Consider the following 16,043-nt stretch of genomic DNA (forward strand, 5'->3'; position numbering starts at 1 on the left):
AATTTGACAACTTGATGAAACCAATAAACCTAATTTTAAGAAAATTTTAATTTGAACATTTTGGTTGATTTTGTATTTTAATTGATTAAACTTCGAATATAATCGGGTTTGAATAATTCCTAATTTCCCAATAATGATATAGGATCAAACTGAACTGGCATTCTATCCGCGATACATGAGTGTAGCCAAAAAATTAGATATTTTAGGTTTTTTTAATCAAATTCAAGAGCCTGTTGTTGTTTTTTCTAAGGAGAATGACATTTTTTTGAATGATTATTTTAGAAAAAATATTCAAGGCTTATTCGAAGATTGGAAAAATATTTTTGTTTCTGATGCCATAAGGCAGATGCTTTTTGATTTTTTTTCAAAAGGTGATTTGTCCGATATCAAATACTTTTCTTCACTGACCCAAAAAAACGGCGATATTTATGATTACAGCTGGGAATTCAAAAAAATATACGGTGAAGATAACCAAAGATTTTGTGTAGCGATTGCCAAAAAAGAAGAACCGGAAATTAGTGGAGTTTCAGAGGTGCAGTTGTCCAAAGTGGAAAATAAATCCATCCATGATTTAAATTTTGTCGGCAGTATTTTGAGGCATAGCCATGACATGGTTGCGATTTTGGACAAGGAGGGAAGATATAAGTTTATAAGCGCAGCAGTCATCGATAAATTGGGTGTTGACACTTCAAAAATCATTGGGAAATCCTACAAAGATTTTATTAGCGAAGGCATTATCCAAATAGATGAGGGGGATTTGGAGCAGGTTTATACTTCAAAATCTGAGGTTAACATCAATTTTTGGGTTGATATTCCTGGAGGGAAAAGAGTCTATATAGAAAGTTACAGCAGAAACTTACTGGACGATCCCAATATCAACGGGATTTTATTCAGTGCCCGGGATATCACCGGATATTGGAAGGCCAAAAAATCTTTGCAGAAAAGATATGAGCTTGAGAATCTGATAAATAGGATCTCTGCGAGATTTGTAAATGCAGGATATGATCAGGTTGATGAAGTTTTTAAATTGTCTCTGATGATGTTGGGAGAATTTGAAAAAGCCGATCGTGCTTATATTTTTCTGGTTCATGATGATCTGCAGGAAATCGAGAATGTCTATGAATGGACTGCCCCTGGGATTGAATCACAGATCCAATACCTCAAAAACCTACCGATCACTGCCGAAAACCTGACAATCGAATCTCTTCGAAAAGGGGAAATTTTGGTCGTCCCTGATGTAGATCTAATGCCCGAAAATTTTGAGGCTGAAAAGGAAATCTACCAACAACAGGGAATAAAATCATTTGTCCTGATTCCCATTTTTTCAGAAAACAAACTGATAGGTTTCTTTGGACTTGATGCTGTCCATGAAAAAAGAGCCTGGCACGAAAAAGATGAATATGTTCTCCGGCAATTGGGAGATGTTTATGCCGGTAGTTTTATCAACAGAGCTATTAAAAAGAGGCTTGAACGCAATGAAAAGCTCCTTGCTTCAACAGAAATATTGGCTAAATCAGGCTCTTGGAGATTCAGCAATACCAAAAGAAGGATTTTTTATTCTTCAGGGCTAAGGAGAATATTTGATTTGGAGGAGGATATTTATTCCTCAGACTTTACGGGCTTTTTGAGCAGAATAAAAAAAGGTGATAGAAGGGAATTCCTTGAAAAATTAAAAATTGCAGTCAAAACCCGAAGTACCACTTACGGAGAATTCAGTATTTTCACCAAAGAGGGAAAGGAAAAATTCATAAGCTTCACCATACAGGTTAGGGAGATTCGGGACAGTGAGGAGGTAGAGGTTTTTGGGTATTGCTCGGATATCACCCATAAAAAGGATGCTGAAAACTATCTGAAACTCCAGTCTCAGATTCTGACCCAAGTGGACGATCCTATCGTGGTAACCGATGGTTCCCTCAAAATAATTTATATTAATAAAGCAGGTCTAAAAGAGTGTAAAATAGCAGAGAGTGAAAACTTTCAAGGGAAAATTACAGACCTTTTTGAGTTTATTTTTGAAGATTTAAACACTTTGGAGAGGCTTTTGGGAAGCCTGAAATCCAATGAGGGAATCACCAAACAAATGCAACTCAAGCTAAGGACAGGAGTAGTGGACCCCTATGAAGTCTCAGTTCAGCAATTTTTAAATGATGATCAGGAGAAAATCGGTTATTCTTTTGTGATCAGAAACCTATCCCTTCAAGTCAGGCAGGAAGCTATTGCAAGAAAAGCCCAAATGATTGTAGAAAACAGTCCTGCTGTATTGTTTACTGTTGATCCGAATGAAAATTTCAGAATCCTTTATATTACCGAAAATATCAGGCAGTTTGGATATAATTCTTCCAAACTGGTAAACTCGAAAACGAGTATTCTTGATTTGATTCACCCGGATGATGTGATCAGGCTTTTGGATTACCATTATGCCAGAGAAAATGAAAACGGTATCCCGGCTTTTTCAGGAGAATACAGAATCAGAAAGGGAGATGGTTCATATAGATGGGTAGAAGATAGAACCCGGGAAGTGTATGATTCGGAGGGCCGAATTTTTGTCCATGAAGGAATCTTACAGGATATTACAGAGAGGAAATATAATAGGGAAGAAATCCTCAGAAGTCAGGAGAGGTATCGGGTTTTGGCTTCCAATATTCCCGGGACAAGTATATTTTTGATTGATAGGGATCTGAGGTATATAGTAGCTCAAGGCACAAATTTTGCGGATTGGGGAATGACGGCAAAGGATTTTGAAGGAAAGACCTTGGCAGAAGTCCATCCTGGCAATCTCAACGAAATCCAACCAATTGTTACCCGGGCATTGCTCAAAAATGAGATTATCCAAAAGCATCTCGTTTTCCGTCGACGGGTATATGAGATCACAGTGCGTCCCATTATGTATGGGGGAGAGATTGAATATGCACTCGGGATATTGAGAGATATCAATGAGGAGCATCAGGCAAAAGAAAGTCTGAGAAAGAATGAAGAAAAATACAGAAAACTTGTAGAGGAATCCACAGAGATCATTTTCTCCTTGGATTTAGATATGACCTTGACATACATATCGCCTAATGTCAAGCAATTCCTTGGCTATCCTTCAGAAGAAGTGATGCGGCGGAGGTTGGTTGATTTTCTACATCCTGATGACCTTTCTGCGTTTGCAGAAAGAAGTAAATCCGAGCCGAATTTTTTTAAAGAAAACCAATATCTCGAATTCCGGCTAAGGCACCTTGCCGGAGATTATCGGGTATTCAGTTCCAACGGGAAGTTGGTAACTGATGAGGAAGGGAAAAAAATGTACTATACCGGAATTGCAAGAGATATCACCAAACTTAAAGAAGCCCAAAAGGAACTTTTCCACGCCAAAGAAAGGGCAGAACAGGCATCTACAATCAAGTCTCAGTTTCTGTCCATAATGAGTCATGAAATCAGGACTCCAATGAATGCAGTAATTGGGATGGCGCACCTTTTGATTGAGGATGAGCCCCGACCGGATCAGCTTGAAAACCTGAAAACCTTGCAGTTTTCGGCTGAGAACCTGTTAGGTTTGATCAATGATATTTTGGATTACAGCAAAATTGATTCAGGGAAAGTTGAGCTTGAAAAAGTCAATTTTGAATTGAATAATGTTTTCAATAGAATCCTTCACTCTTATTCCTACCAAGCAAGGGAAAAAGCCCTAAATGTTATATTTGAAACTGATCCATCTTTACCACAAAACCTAATTGGCGATCCGGTGAGATTGGGTCAAATAGTCAATAATTTGGTTTCTAACGCCATAAAATTTACTGAAAAAGGTTTTATAAAAATCAAGTTGACAAATGAGAAGGAGGATGAAAGAAAAATTACTATCCGGTTTGATTTTGAGGATTCCGGTATAGGAATTTCCAAAGACAAGCTAGACCTGGTATTTGAAGCATTTACTCAGGCAAGCGCAGCCACAACAAGAAAATATGGTGGAACAGGCCTTGGACTCGCCATTGTCAAAAGATTGGTGCAATTATTTGGAGCCGAGATCAAAGCCTATCAGAGGGAAGAAGGAGGAACCAGATTTACTTTTATTGCAACATTTGAAAAACCCTATGCTAAAGCCATCCTTACAGACAAAAGTCATTCTGATGGATTACAATTCCTTCAAGAAGCCAGTGTCTTGGTGGCAGAAGACAACCTGGTAAACCAGATCATGATCAAGAAATTTCTAAATAAGTGGGGAGTAAAGAATGTGGTAATGGCCAATGACGGAAATGAGGCGATTGAAGCATACATGAAGCAGAATTTTAATTTGATATTGCTTGACCTTCAGATGCCTGAAATGGATGGGTTCCAAGTGGCTGAGTTGATTAGAAATATGAAAGATGAAAAAAAGAGGAATGTTCCAATAATTGCACTGACAGCTTCTTCGTTGATTGAAGTTAAAGACCAATTGGATAAAGTGGGAATGGATGATTATATCAGCAAACCGTTTAACCCCGATAATCTTTATACCAAAATACTCAAATACCTTAAGCCATAAATTTGAAAAAAGGAGCTAGCGATTATCTCTTTCATTATAATTTTGAAGTCAAACAAAATGGTATGAGGCTTTTCTTAGTACTTCTACTTTTATTTTCTTTTGGATTTCATTCTTTTTCCCAGATTCAGAAGTCCAATAGGACTACGATGTATATGACATTTGGAAAAACCGGCGCCAACCTCAGGGAGTTTAACCAGATGTTGGCAAATAAGGGGCTTTCTCCGATGAGGAACAGCTATTCCAATCTAACTTTTGGTTATATCACCAGATTCAATGACTTTATACTTGGTTTGGAACTACTACAAAACAGCGGGCCAAAATCAAATTTTGACGGATACCAGATCGATTACCATACCACGAGATTTAATCTAAATGTGGGGTTTGCATTTACTGAAGAAGGAAATTTCCAATTGATCCATTACATGTCGGTAGGTACAGGATTTTTAAATTTCCAGATGCTTCAAGAGAATCCTGAACAAGACCTTGAGGGATTTTTTCAGAATCCTGAACATGGTTTTATACTTAGGGATGGCAATCTCCATAAAGGTACACTGAACATGACAGGATTTCTTACCGAAATTGGGTTTCAGATGAGCTACGACATACCTATTCCTGGAAGGGAGGAAGCGATTGAGCTTTTGGCAAGGTTTGGCTATTCCTTTAGTCCATTTGAGGATTCCTGGAAACTAAACGGAATCAGGTTTAACAGTACCCAAAGTGGTGCTTTCATAAGGTTGGGAGCTGGGGTTACAATTCCCGATCACAATTTCTTTTACAAAGATGCTGCAATAGGTGCCCATTTGATTTATGGATTTCATTTTACAAAGCCGGATAAGTTCAATGCAGTCTTAGAACAGAATGGACTTGCTCCTTTTAAAGGAAGACCAAACAATATTGGATTGAAAGTTATGGGGGAAAGCAAGGGATTACTATATGGGTTTGATTTTTACAACCTTGGACTTTCAGAAGAGGCAAACGAATCAAAAAGCCATACCCTAAACAGCCTAAGGGTATATGGAAATGTAGGGATGAAATTTTTTGAAAGGAAAAACCTCGAACTGGGAGGGACGGGTGGTATAGGGTATGGCAATATCCGCTACAGCCTGCTAGACAATGCCAAACCTGATTTTCCCCGTTTGTTTGAAGAACCTTTACATGATGCGTTTTTGAGAAAAGGAGGACTGATGGCTAAGCCTGAGGTTTTTGTTGCATATGGAATACCTATTTCTCCAAACCATTCTTCCAAGTTGATGTTTGGAATTAACGGCGGATATGAAATCCCTTTGGCCAATTACAAACTACTTGACTTGCCAATGTCAGGATATATGTCTAATCCCTACTTCCAGCTAAGTGTAGGGATCAAGCATTAATTGTCTTCGATCTCTACTATCAATTCCACTTCTACGGCGATGTTCATCGGCAATGCATTCATACCCACAGCAGATCTGGCATGTTTCCCTTTTTCTCCAAATACTTCTACCATCAAATCAGAAAATCCATTGATGACCTGTGGCTGTTGGGTAAAATCCGGGCCACAGTTGACCATTCCCAATACTTTTACCACCCGTTTGACTTTGTTTAAATCGCCTAATTCCGCTTTTAGTACAGCCAATTGGTTAATCGCAACCATACGGGCAGCTTCTTTTCCCTCCTCAATGGTCAAATCCTGACCTACCTTTCCGGTTATATAAGAGCCATCGGGAAGGCCGGGTCCCTTTCCGGCAAGGAAAAGCAGGTTACCGGTTCTGACCGCATTGACATAATTGGCTACCGGCGAACTTGCTTCAGGCAGGACAATCCCCAAGTCTTTGAGCTTTTGTTCGGCGTCCCAAGTATCCTCGGAAATTTTTTGGGTTTGAGATTCAGGAGTGCTACAGGAAAAGGTGAAAAGCAAAAACATAAAAGATAAAGCAAAAGAAATGGATCTGGTGTGAAGGTTTTCAAATTTCATAAGACAGAATTGATGGAATTTTAGAGGTTAAACTTTTTTCATGGAATCGTTTCTGATTTCACAGATATAAGAAATATATACCTATTCTATTAAAGAATCTCTATAAAAAACCACAAAATTCAATTTTTGCATTTAAATTTGAATTGCTTATCGAGAAAGACTGAGGGAAAGGCCCTATGAAGTCTTGGCAACCTGATTTTACAAGGTGCTAATTCCTATTCCGGAAAAGCCGGAAGAAGATGAGCGGAAGAATGAATTCTTTTTTCCGGTTCTTGCTCGCATAAGTTTTTGATACACCATATTCATGAACAGAACCGATTTATTACTCTCTCTAGCCAAGAATAAAATCCTTATCCTCGACGGTGCCATGGGTACCATGATTCAGCGTTTTAAGCTGACTGAGGAGGATTTCCGGACCCCCGAACTTGCCAGCCATCCCAAACCGCTTAAAGGCAACAATGACCTGCTCTCGCTTTCGAGACCTGATGTCATCAAATCTATCCATGCGGCCTATTTGGAAGCAGGAGCTGATATTATTGAGACCAATACTTTTAGTGGAACTTCTATTGCACAGGAAGATTATGGATTGCAGTATTTGGCTTATGAGATCAATTTCCAGTCCGCCAAAATTGCACGCGAAGTAGCAGATGAATCCACCGCCAAGAACCCGTCCAAACCGAGGTTTGTGGCAGGTGCTTTGGGCCCTACAAATAAAACAGCTTCCCTATCTCCTGATGTCAATGATCCGGGATATCGTGCCATTACCTTTGACCAATTGTCTGATGCCTATAAAGAACAGGTGAGGGGACTGTTGGATGGTGGTTCCGATATTCTTTTGGTGGAAACAATCTTTGACACTCTCAATGCAAAAGCTGCTCTTTTTGCAATACAAGAGGTTTTCGAAGAAAGAAATATCCCTTTGAATCCTGAAGAAGGAGGCATTCCCATCATGATTTCGGGAACCATCACAGATGCTTCAGGACGTACACTCTCAGGACAAACTACAGAAGCGTTTTTGATTTCTGTATCCCATGTTCCTTTGTTCAGTGTAGGGTTGAATTGTGCTTTGGGCGCAAAAGAACTTAGGCCTTACCTTAAAGTCTTGGCTGAAAATGCACCCTTCCTTGTTTCTGCGTATCCAAATGCCGGTTTGCCCAACGAATTTGGCCAATACGATCAGGGTGCAAATGAAATGGCGGGACAGATAGAAGACTTTTTGAAAGAAGGCCATGTGAATATTTTGGGAGGATGCTGCGGCACCACACCGGAGCATATTGCGGCCATAGCGAAAATAGCGGAGAAATATGCTCCGAGAAAAATAGAATTTGTAAACGCAGGAGATGAGTAAAATCAAAAAACACCAGGCAATGAAGTTGTCAGGATTGGAGCCTTTGGTTTTCACTCCTGAGATCAACTTTGTCAACGTCGGTGAAAGAACAAATATCACCGGATCAAAGAAATTTGCAAGACTGATCCTCAACGGCCAATATGATGAAGCTCTTGAAATCGCATTGGATCAGGTAAGAGGAGGAGCGCAGGTATTGGATGTCTGCATGGATGAAGGCATGCTAGATGGTGTGGCTGCTATGAAAAAATTCCTTAACCTCATCGCTTCAGAGCCTGAAATCAGTAGGATTCCGATCATGATTGACAGTTCCCGCTGGGAAATAATCCTTGCCGGATTGAAATGTATCCAAGGTAAAGGAATAGTCAATTCTATTAGTTTGAAGAACGGGGAAGCCGAATTTATCCATCAGGCAAAAACCATCAAAAAATTCGGAGCGGCGGTAGTCGTTATGGCTTTTGATGAAAAAGGTCAGGCCGATACTTATCAGAGAAGAATTGATATATGTAAAAGAAGCTACGATATTCTTGTAAATATCGTCAGGTTCAATCCTCAGGATATCATTTTTGATCCGAATATTTTCCCTGTAGCCACAGGAATGGATGAGCATAGAAAAAATGCCCTAGACTTTTTTCACGCTACGCAATGGATCAAACAGAACCTTCCGGGAGCCAAAGTCAGTGGAGGTGTGAGTAATGTCAGTTTTTCTTTCAGAGGCAATGATCCTGTGAGAGAAGCGATGCATGCTGCATTTCTCTACCATGCCATACAGCACGGAATGGATATGGGAATTGTCAATCCAACCATGCTTGAAGTGTATGATGATATTCCCAAGGACCTACTTCAAAAAGTGGAAGATGTGCTTTTTGATAGGACAGAAGATGCCACTGAGCAATTGCTTTCATTTGCGGAAACAGTAAAAGCTTCCGGAAAAAAAGAAATTGTAAACGAAGCATGGAGAGAGTTTCCTGTTGAAAAAAGGATAGAACACGCATTGGTCAAAGGCATCATTGACTTTGTCATTGAAGATACTGAAGAAGCAAGATTGAAATACCAGAACCCGCTCAAGGTCATCGAAGGTCCTTTGATGGATGGGATGAATGTGGTTGGTGATTTATTTGGAGAGGGCAAAATGTTCCTTCCCCAAGTGGTCAAATCTGCGAGGGTGATGAAAAAAGCTGTTGCTTACCTAGAGCCATTCATGCCCAAAGTCGGAGATTTGGATTACAATGCCGAACAAAGTAGCATCAAGAAAATCCTCTTGGCCACCGTCAAGGGAGACGTACATGATATTGGAAAAAATATTGTCGGTGTAGTATTGGCCTGCAACAGTTATCAGATCATTGACCTTGGTGTGATGGTAGATGCTCAGAAAATCATCGATGAGGCCATCAAAAACAAGGTGGACATCATAGGACTGAGCGGCTTGATTACGCCTTCATTGGATGAAATGGTCTATGTCGCTTCCGAAATGGAGCGTCAGGGACTTCAGATTCCATTGTTGATAGGGGGAGCGACGACTTCTAGAATCCATACTGCTGTTAAAATCGATCCAGCTTATAGCGGCATAGTCATCCATGTGACTGATGCTTCCAAGTCTGTTCCGATAGCAGGTGAATCTATCAGTGAGGAAACCAAAGCAGCATACCACAAGCAGATCAAAGAAACTTACCAACAACTTCGTATCGAGCATGAGGCCAAACAACAGGTGAAACAACTTGTCTCCTATGAGGAAGCCAAAGCCAATCCAGTTTATATCGATTGGGTAAATTATGAACCTGTTGTTCCGGCTAAATTGGGAGAAACGGTTTTTCAAGACCTTGATTTGTCTTTGCTGAGAAAATATATTGATTGGACCCCGTTTTTCTCTACTTGGATGCTTACAGGAAGGTATCCCAAAATCTTTGAAGATGAAGTAGTCGGCCATGAAGCCAAAAAACTTTATGATGAAGCCAACAAGATGCTTGATCAGATAATCGCTGAAAAATGGTTACAAGCCAAGGCAGTCGTGAATTTATTTCCTGTCCATAGAAATCAAGATGACGTCATAGTTGTTATGAATGGGAAGGAATCCGAATTTGGGTTTCATTTTTTGCGTCAGCAAGGCAAGAAAGGAAAAGGAGTGCCCAACAGGTCTTTGGCAGATTATATACATCCTGAAAAAACAGATTTTATGGGAGGATTCGCAGTCACTGCAGGTTGGGGAATTGAATCCAAACTGGAAGAATTTCAAAAAAACCACGACGACTACCATGACATCATGCTGAAAGCTTTGGCGGATAGGTTGGCAGAAGCGGGAGCGGAATACCTGCATGAGTTGGTCAGAAAAGAACTTTGGGGATATGCCAAATCTGAAATATTGGAAAATGAAGCTTTGATCAAAGAAGAATACCTAGGAATCCGCCCGGCACCCGGCTATCCTGCATGCCCTGAACATTCTGAAAAAAGAACGCTTTTCAATTTGCTACAGGTAGAAAAATCCGTCGGGATTACTTTGACTGATAGCTTCGCCATGTATCCCACCTCGTCTGTTAGCGGGTTTTACTTCGGCCATCCAGAAAGTAAATATTTTGGATTGGGCAAAATAGGGGAGGACCAAGTGGAAGATTACGCCAAACGAAAAGGCGTCAGTAAAGCGCAGTCAGAACGCTGGTTATCACCGAATTTAGCTTATTCACCATCATTACAAGTCCAAGAAAAGTAGAAATGAAAATTACAGAATATATAGCGCAGGCGGAGAAAACCTTGTTCTCCTTTGAAATTCTTCCTCCATTGAAAGGTCAAAGCCTGAAAGATTTGTTGGTGGGGATTGAGCCATTGATGGAATTTAAGCCACCATTTGTGGATGTGACTTACCATAGGGAAGAATTCATATTTAAAAAACATCCCAATGGCCTTTTGGAGAAAGTGAGCACCAAAAAGCGTCCCGGTACTGTCGGGATCTGTGCTGCATTGATGAATAGATTCCATGTTGAGGCGGTTCCTCATTTGCTATGTGGAGGTTTTTCCAAAGAAGAAACTGAAAATGCGCTCATTGACCTGAATTTTATCGGGGTGCAAAATGTCTTGGCTTTACGTGGCGATGCCCCAAAAAATGAAGGAAGCTTCAAGCCCGAACCCAATGGGCATGAGTTTACAAAAGATTTGATCAAGCAGATCATAGGAATGAACCATGGGAAATACCTACATGAAGAAACTGAAACAGGTTTCCATACTGATTTTTGTGTGGGAGTCGGTGGCTATCCCGAAAAGCATTTTGAGGCCCCAAATATGAAATTTGATTTGAAGTACTTGAAAGACAAAATAGATGCCGGTGCTGAATACATCGTCACTCAAATGTTTTTCGACAACCAGAAATTTTTTGATTTTGTAAAGAATGTAAGGGCTTTGGGGATCACCGTTCCCATCATTCCGGGATTGAAGCCCATCACAACTTTGGGTCAAATCAGTATGCTTCCAAGGACGTTCTTCTTGGATATGCCTGATGCCTTGATGGATGAACTCGAAAAGTGCAAGACCAATGCAGATGTAAAAGAAGTAGGCATCGAATGGGCTATCTATCAAAGCAAAGAGTTGGTTGCCAACGGTGTTGAGGTATTGCATTATTACACCATGAGTAAAGCAGATGCCACTTATAAAATAGCCAAAGAAGTCTTTTAAGGGATTTCGTTACATTAGAGCAATGATCAAATTGGTGGAATGTCCCCGCGATGCCATGCAGGGCAGAGCGGAATTCATAGATACTGCGATTAAAGCTGCTTTTATCAACCAACTGCTGCAAGTTGGGTTTGATACCATTGACTTCGGGAGTTTCGTAAGTCCGAAAGCCATTCCCCAAATGAGGGATACTGCTGAAGTTTTAGAGCAATTGGATCTGTTTGGGACGAAATCCAAGCTCCTTGCTATTGTCGCCAACGTAAGGGGGGCAGAAGATGCATGTCATTTTGAGGAAATCGATTTTCTCGGTTTTCCCCTATCTCTTTCAGAGACATTTCAGCAACGTAATACCAATAAGTCAATTTCTGAAGCTTTGGAGGCAATAGAGAATATTCAAAACCTCTCTGAGATCAAAGGTAAAACTTTGGTTACCTACCTCAGCATGGGTTTTGGAAATCCTTATAATGATCCCTATTCCCCGGAATTGGTGGCAGATTTTGTGAGAAATTTAGATGACATGGGCATCAAAATCATTTCTTTTGCAGATACTGTCGGTACTGCACAGCCTGAACTGATTTCAGAATTGTTTACTGTCAATTCACAATCCTACCCTAAAATAGAATTTGGAATGCATTTACATACGCATCCTGATAACCTTGAACCCAAAATCATGGCTGCACTGAAGGCGGGCTGCTTCAGGTTTGACAGTGCGATGCTGGGCTTCGGGGGATGCCCGATGGCCAAAGATGATCTAGTAGGAAATGTTGCTACAGAATCATTGATAAGGATTTTGGAACAGGAAGGCTATGAATTGGATCTCAATCGGATGGAATTCGGTGAGGCGATGAAGCTTGCCAATGTGGTGTTCCATTGAGATGACTTTTGTTTTTTAGGATAGATCAATCAGATATTCGACATTTTTTTATGAGTAAAATTTCCAAAAAAGCTTACCAGACCAGATTCTACAGACGGATCCACAAATGGATAAGTATATTCTTTGTGTTTTTTCTTGTGGTTATTGGTGTCACAGCTATTCTTTTGGCTTGGAAAAAAGAATGGGGACTTATACCCAAAACCCAAAGTACAAAAGTTGAAAATCCTTCCAATTGGATTCCTTTGGAAAAAATGATGGAGATAGGAAAGACTTTTGCAAGAGACAGTCTCCAAAAAAGTGATCTGATAGATAGGGTAGATGTCAGACCGGAAAAGGGAATAGCAAAGATTGTATTCAAGAGACATTTTACCGAAATCCAAGTGGATGGCTTTTCGGGTGAAATACTCTCCGTCAGCCAAAGAAATTCTGACATGATAGAAAAAATCCATGATGGAAGCATTTTCGATTTTTTGCTAGAATCAGATTCAGAAATTTCCAAAATCACCTACAGCACTTTGACTTCCTTGGTTTTGCTGTTGCTTTGTTTTACGGGTTTTTTCCTTTGGTATTTACCAAAAATGATCAAAAATTTAAAAAACCGACCTTTACCCTAAATCATTCAAATTGTCACCATAGCTTTCTATATTTGTTTAAGGCTGTAAGGTTATGAATCAGGATGACTTTGACTTTTGGAAATTTTTTGCTGGCATAGGCATTTTCCTTTGGGGGATCTTTCAATTGGAGACCGCAATCAAGGAAATCGGTGGTAACTCGCTGAAACATTTGATGCATAGGTTTACCGGGTCTGCCTGGAAGGGAGTTTTGACAGGAACTTTTGTGACTGCAATTTTACAGAGCAGTTCCCTTGTGACTTTGATGGTATTGGCTTTTTTGGGAGCAGGTGTGCTGAATCTAAAAAATGCACTTGGAGTGGTTTTGGGTGCAAATTTAGGAACTACCGCCACCGCATGGATTGTAGCTACTTTGGGCTTCAAATTAAGTGTAGAGGCATTTTCCCTTCCGTTTTTAGGCTTTGGCAGTTTTCTTTTTCTTTTCTTCAAAGGCAGGCCTTACCTCAAGAACTTTGGAGCAATTTCTATCGGATTCGGACTGCTTTTTTTGGGACTTGATTTTATGAAAACCTCCATAGAGGAAGTCACGGGAGGAATGGATATGGATCGGTTCCAAGGTTTCGGTACTTGGCTGTATCTAATTGTAGGTTTGGTGATTACCGCAGTTATGCAGTCAAGTTCGGCGGCAATAGTCATTGTATTGAGCACCATGAATGCCGGGATGATTGGACTGACAGAAGGTGCTGCGATGGTAATCGGGGCCAATATCGGAACCACTGTTACCCTTGGAATCGGATCTTTGGGAGGAACAGCTGATAAAAAGCGCTTGGCTTTCTCTCATTTTCTGTTCAATGTAGTTACCGGGATCTTGGTATTTCTTTTCCTTAATTCTGTTCTTCGTTTTACTATGACCATATTTTCGGTCAAGGACCCTTTAATGGAGTTGGTTCTCTTCAATACATTCCTCAATGTTATAGGGATTATCATATTTTATCCGTTTATCAATCCATTGGAAAAATTTCTCAAAAAACTTTTCAAGAAAGATGAGCCTCAGGGATTGTCCAAGTATATCAAAAACGTCAGTACCAAAGTCCCTTCTGTGGCCTTGGAAGCTTTGGAAAAAGAAATATTATTGGCTTATGATAGTACAGTCAATTTCATTTTAAATGTTTTGGAAAACGGAGAATTGAAAGAAAATGGCATGTCTATATGGCGTAAAATCCTTTACCAGCCCATGAACCTCCTTGAAGAATATAGCCGGATCAAGAGCCTCGAGGATGAAATCACCAAATACCATATTCTTCTACAAGAAGAATTCTTAAGCGAAAAGGAAGCACAAAAACTGACTTCCCTGATGTTGGCCTTGAGGACAATGGTCTTTGCCGCCAAAGACATCAAAGATGTCATGCACAATATCAGAGATATGGAAGATGAAGAAGACCGTCTCGTAGTAGCGCTTCATGGCAAAATTAAAGCCTATGTGATTGCTTTTATTGAAAAAATGGAGGCCTATAAGAAGTTAGATACCATTCCTGAAAATGAACCCAATTGGGTCAATGAAAATTCAAAACAATACAAAATCTGGATTTCCGAATTGTATGAAGATCTGAAGTCCAAAAATCTTGAATTTCCCATCTCAACACTCAACAATGTCATCAAACAGGTAATTAGCGGACTGGATAACTTAGGCAGTTCCGTAATCCATTGGAAGCACCAAAAAAAGGAAGTTATTGACGTCAGTCCTTGATAAAAAACAAACCTTTGAAAAAAGGTTTCAAAGGTTTGAAGGAACAAAAACAAAGTTGGTGGTCAATATGGTTACTCCACCTTAACACTCAATACTGCGATTTCTGACTTGTAAATGACCGTATCAGTCACCCCGACTTGATAAGTCGCCATTCCTTTTCTATTGCCTGAAACAATTCCAATAAAGCCGATTTTGCGACTTTTTGAAAATTCTACAATCCCGTTTTCAGGTTCTGCATGACAATATACATGCTTATGTATCACTAAGTCTTCAAATCCTTTGGCATAGGCATCCATCCTGGATTCGGCAATTTCTGAATTGACAAAATGGGATGGGGTATTGACATACAGGAAATGGACAGCGGTCTGAAAATCTTTCATTACCGCCTTCATTTTGGTGAATGCCGGCCTTGAGTCTTCATTAAACATAGATGCAAAAACCATTTTTCTGAGGTCATTTCCATCCAAAGTGTTTTTGACTGCCATTACAGGACAATCCGCATTTCTCAACACATGTTGGAGGGTGGACCCAATAAATTTACCTTCTTGATATCCTGCACCATATGCTCCGATTACAATCAAATTTGCTTTTTGTTTTTGGGCAATCTTTACTATTTCATGCTGTGGAACACCAATCTCTACTATAGATTCCACGGGGACTCCATGGAGTTTGTGATCCATGATAAAGGCTTTCAATTTGTCTTTTGCCTCTGCTTCCATATCGAGAACTTCACTGTTTTTTGCTTTTTGTTCATTGGAAAGGAAATTCCAATCCAATAATGTACTTACAACATTGACACATGAAATACTGCTTTCAGCCTTTTGTGCAATTTTCAAGGCACTCAAAAAGGCAAATTCAGAGTAGGAGGAAAAGTCGATGGGAACGATTATTCTTTTCATGGTTATCGGATTTTTGGTTGCTAATTCAATAAAGGTGTGGAATTAATAGGAAAATTTCTATGATCAAAATCATGTGAGGGTCTGATTATATTCCTATTTAAGTATTTGTAAGTGAGGTAGATTTGATAAATCAAATTTCGAAATCATGAAAGCATTGCACAATAAATCAATAATTATTACGGGCGGAGCAGGAGGTATCGGTAAGGCCACGGCACGTATGTTTCTTGATGAAGGTGGTAAGAATGTCCTTTTAGTCGATATCAATCAAAAGGCATTGGAGGAAGCAAAAAAAGAATTAGACCATGAAGGGGTCGAAACTTTCGTAGCCAATATCGGCAAAGCCAATGAGGTAAAGGCCTACACTGATAAAGCAGTAGAATTGTTTGGTAAACTTGATGTCGTATTTCTAAATGCGGGTTATGAAGGGGTAGTTAAGCCTTTGACAGAATATCCCGAGGATATTTTTGATAAAGTTATCAACATCAATGTCAAAGGAG

Annotated in this window: 11 protein-coding genes and 1 riboswitch; of the genes, 9 read left to right on the forward strand and 2 right to left on the reverse strand. The window is 39.9% G+C overall.

Annotated elements, in window-relative coordinates; translation table 11 throughout:
* Positions 1 to 175 precede the first annotated feature (175 nt).
* Both ACZFYI_RS05610 and ACZFYI_RS05615 read left to right on the forward strand, forming a co-directional pair.
* Entirely contained in the window at positions 176 to 4,501 is a 4,326-nt protein-coding gene (locus ACZFYI_RS05610) for a PAS domain S-box protein (RefSeq protein WP_462523136.1), read from the forward strand.
* A 62-nt stretch (positions 4,502 to 4,563) separates the two neighbouring features.
* On the forward strand, positions 4,564 to 5,871 hold the full coding sequence (locus ACZFYI_RS05615; protein WP_462523137.1) for a hypothetical protein: 1,308 nt from the start codon (positions 4,564 to 4,566) through the stop codon (positions 5,869 to 5,871).
* On the opposite strand, the gene ACZFYI_RS05620 is transcribed toward ACZFYI_RS05615, so the two are convergent.
* The gene (locus ACZFYI_RS05620) at positions 5,868 to 6,452 is read right to left on the reverse strand and encodes a RidA family protein (protein ID WP_462523138.1); all 585 of its coding nucleotides are present in this window, start codon (positions 6,450 to 6,452) and stop codon (positions 5,868 to 5,870) included. The two genes, ACZFYI_RS05615 and ACZFYI_RS05620, sit on opposite strands and share 4 nt — an antisense overlap.
* A 144-nt stretch (positions 6,453 to 6,596) precedes the next feature.
* Positions 6,597 to 6,698: riboswitch (SAM riboswitch) on the forward strand.
* Between the two features lie 58 nt (positions 6,699 to 6,756).
* Here ACZFYI_RS05620 and ACZFYI_RS05625 point away from each other — a divergent pair.
* The 6 genes from ACZFYI_RS05625 to ACZFYI_RS05650 are packed head-to-tail and all read left to right on the forward strand — an operon-like array spanning position 6,757 to position 14,647.
* Complete coding sequence (locus ACZFYI_RS05625; RefSeq protein ID WP_462523139.1) at positions 6,757 to 7,800, forward strand: homocysteine S-methyltransferase family protein; 1,044 nt, start codon at positions 6,757 to 6,759, stop codon at positions 7,798 to 7,800.
* Positions 7,793 to 10,501, forward strand: a complete 2,709-nt coding sequence (gene metH, locus ACZFYI_RS05630; RefSeq protein WP_462523140.1) for a methionine synthase — start codon at positions 7,793 to 7,795, stop codon at positions 10,499 to 10,501. Before ACZFYI_RS05625 ends, metH begins: the two co-directional genes overlap by 8 nt.
* Before the next feature lie 2 nt (positions 10,502 to 10,503).
* On the forward strand, positions 10,504 to 11,457 hold the full coding sequence (gene metF, locus ACZFYI_RS05635; protein ID WP_462523141.1) for a methylenetetrahydrofolate reductase [NAD(P)H]: 954 nt from the start codon (positions 10,504 to 10,506) through the stop codon (positions 11,455 to 11,457).
* A gap of 22 nt (positions 11,458 to 11,479) precedes the next feature.
* Positions 11,480 to 12,328, forward strand: a complete 849-nt coding sequence (locus tag ACZFYI_RS05640; RefSeq protein WP_462523142.1) for a hydroxymethylglutaryl-CoA lyase — start codon at positions 11,480 to 11,482, stop codon at positions 12,326 to 12,328.
* A gap of 50 nt (positions 12,329 to 12,378) precedes the next feature.
* Complete coding sequence (locus tag ACZFYI_RS05645) at positions 12,379 to 12,942, forward strand: PepSY domain-containing protein (protein ID WP_462523143.1); 564 nt, start codon at positions 12,379 to 12,381, stop codon at positions 12,940 to 12,942.
* 52 nt (positions 12,943 to 12,994) lie between these two features.
* Positions 12,995 to 14,647, forward strand: a complete 1,653-nt coding sequence (locus tag ACZFYI_RS05650) for a Na/Pi cotransporter family protein (protein ID WP_462523144.1) — start codon at positions 12,995 to 12,997, stop codon at positions 14,645 to 14,647.
* Between the two features lie 71 nt (positions 14,648 to 14,718).
* Here ACZFYI_RS05650 and ACZFYI_RS05655 read toward each other — a convergent pair whose 3' ends face one another.
* Positions 14,719 to 15,546, reverse strand: coding sequence for a universal stress protein (locus tag ACZFYI_RS05655; RefSeq protein ID WP_462523145.1), 828 nt, complete (start codon positions 15,544 to 15,546; stop codon positions 14,719 to 14,721).
* 145 nt (positions 15,547 to 15,691) lie between these two features.
* Between ACZFYI_RS05655 and ACZFYI_RS05660 the strand changes: the two genes are divergently transcribed.
* On the forward strand, positions 15,692 to 16,043 hold a 352-nt coding region (locus tag ACZFYI_RS05660; protein ID WP_462523146.1), incomplete at its 3' end, for an SDR family NAD(P)-dependent oxidoreductase.

The organism is Aquiflexum sp., assembly GCF_977115555.1.